The organism is Mycoplasma sp. HU2014 (assembly GCF_001199495.1).
Classification (GTDB): Bacteria; Bacillota_I; Bacilli_A; order Mycoplasmatales; family Mycoplasmataceae; genus Mycoplasma.
In genome coordinates this window covers 1-2,387 of record NZ_LFYS01000030.1, presented here as the reverse complement: position 1 = coordinate 2,387, position 2,387 = coordinate 1, and the positions used below count along the sequence as shown (strand labels likewise).

The 2,387-nt window shown below is 22.7% G+C and carries 3 protein-coding genes; 1 reads left to right on the top strand and 2 read right to left on the bottom strand.

Features of this window, described 5'->3' with window-relative positions:
• Both AB668_RS01680 and AB668_RS01675 read right to left on the bottom strand, forming a co-directional pair.
• A partial coding sequence (locus AB668_RS01680; RefSeq protein WP_050517346.1) for a BspA family leucine-rich repeat surface protein occupies positions 1–1,440 on the bottom strand: 1,440 nt, incomplete at its 3' end.
• A gap of 131 nt (positions 1,441–1,571) precedes the next feature.
• Positions 1,572–1,889, bottom strand: coding sequence for a 6-phosphofructokinase (locus tag AB668_RS01675; protein ID WP_050517345.1), 318 nt, complete (start codon positions 1,887–1,889; stop codon positions 1,572–1,574).
• A gap of 123 nt (positions 1,890–2,012) precedes the next feature.
• On the opposite strand from AB668_RS01675, the gene AB668_RS01670 reads away from it, so the two are divergent.
• On the top strand, positions 2,013–2,387 hold a 375-nt coding region (locus AB668_RS01670; RefSeq protein WP_201342686.1), incomplete at its 3' end, for a hypothetical protein.

The following is a 2,387-nucleotide window of genomic DNA, read 5'->3' as shown; positions in this document are numbered from 1 at the left end:
AATTTGTCTAGTTGAAATATCTTGATTAAATGCTTTTGCACCACCAAACATCCCATTCATATTAATTACATTAGATACATCTCAATTACCTATATTCTGATTAAATGCTTCTGCACCATCAAACATCCCACTCATATCAGTTACACTAGATACATCTCAAGCTTTATAACTTGTTCGATCTTCTTTAACTATAATTTTTGTATTTATATTTTGATTAAAATCAAATGTATTTAAAAACATCGCAGACATATTTCTTACCTTAGAAGTATTTCAACCACTTATATCTTGGTTGAAATTTTCAGCTCCTTCAAACATTCTAAACATATTAGTAATATTTGAAGTATCTCATTTCTCAATACCTTCGATTTTTTCATTTATATTACTATAAAATAAAAAAGCAAGACTTTCGATTTTTGGATTTAATTTATCTGGAACCTTTTTAATATTTTTAGCATTTTCTCTATTTTCAATATTATCTACAAAAGCAGTAAATAATCCATCTTCTGGAGAAATTATATATCCTAGTTCAACTACTTCTTCTTTTTTATCATCTTTAAATTTTGTATTAAATTTATTAAACTCACCTAAATCAAGCTTGATTAGTTCATTTCTATATCTAATTTCAAATGATGCTTGACCTTTTGTTATTATTTTTTTATTTCATTCTTGTAGATTGATGTTTTCATCACCTTTAGAAACTGAAATATTTAATCCATTAACTTTTAATCTTCTATTAATAGCTTTTAAAAGTTTTTCATTATTTAAAGATAAATTGTCTTCATAATAAAAATTCTTTCCATCATAAAATCTATCTTTAAATTCATCATTTCAAATTGCTTTTATTTTATTAATATTTATTTGTATATTTATTTGTTCTTCTTTTGTAAGAACTTTAAAAGTAAATTCTACTTCACCTTCATATGTTTTATCACCAGTTTTAGGTTTAACAATAACTTTATTTTCTTGAACTACCAATTCTACTTTATCAGTATCTAAACCAGGATTCTTTTCTTTTATTAATTTTAATAAATTTTGATTAGTTTTATCAGAACTATTAATTGTTCCTAAATCTTTATTATTAATTATTACTGACAGGTCTTGACTTAAAGTAAATAAAATTTTAACTTGATTTTTATATGTATTATCATTAGGTTTTGGTTTAACAACAATTTTATCGCTTTGAATATGAAATTCTAATTTGCTAAAATCAAGATTCAAATTAGGATTTATTTTTTTAATTAATTCTATTAACTTATTTTCATTTAACTCAGATTTATTTATAAAACCTATATTAGTATTTTTAATTAATATTATTAAGTTTTTTCTTTCTTGATTTGTTTTATTTAAATAATAAATACCAGTACCAACACTAGCTATTGTTCCACTAGTAACTAGTACACTAGCACCTATTTTTACAATTAAACTTTTTACTAATCTCATAATAATTCCTTTTTAAAATGTGTATAGATATCATTTTCTAGACAATTTAATTATAAAATCAAAAAAAAAAAAAACTTGAAAAAGTATGCAATTTGTGTATTAACTAAAGAAAAGATAAGAGTTTTTATTTACTATTTTTTATAAAATGAATTAATATTTCTTATATTATTTATTAAATTCTTATTATCAGTTTTTTTAATATCTAATGCTTTTTTAATATCTAATGCTATTAATTTATTATCTTTAATCCCTATTGCTAAATTACTTTTATTTTCTAATAATAATTCAACTGCATAGTTTCCAAATAAATAACCTAAATATCTATCCATAGAAGTAGGTATTCCACCTCTTTGCATATGACCTAAAACTGTTGATTTAGTTTCATATCCACTAATTTTTTCTACTTTTTTAGCTATTTGTTCACAACTTAGATCCTGAACTTTTCACAATTTTGTAACTAGTTATTAATAATGAAGTGTAAACCCTTTATTTAAAGGGTTTTTATTTTGAAAAAACACTAGATTTTTACTTTAAATAGTGATATAATGTAACTAGTAAAAGGAGATAAAAAAATGGCTTTTAAACCTGTAAAAATTCCATCAAAAGATATTGTATTTAGTAGAAGAAAAAACTGTACTTATGTGTACTATACAACCAAGAAAATTTTTAATAAAGAAAAGGGATATAGTGAGAACGAAAGAGCGTGCATAGGTATTGTTTCTGATGAAAAAGAAACAATGATGATACCAAACGAAAACTATGTTACCTACTTTGGAGATTTCGGTATTTCACTTGAAGAAAACGATAGTCAATTTTCAAGGGTTTTATCATTTGGTGCGAGATTGGTTGTTGACAAAATATTAGAAAAGTTAAACGTAAGCTCAATACTAAACAAAGTTTTTAAAGAAAAAACTGATTTAATAAAATCTTTAATTTGTTATTTTATT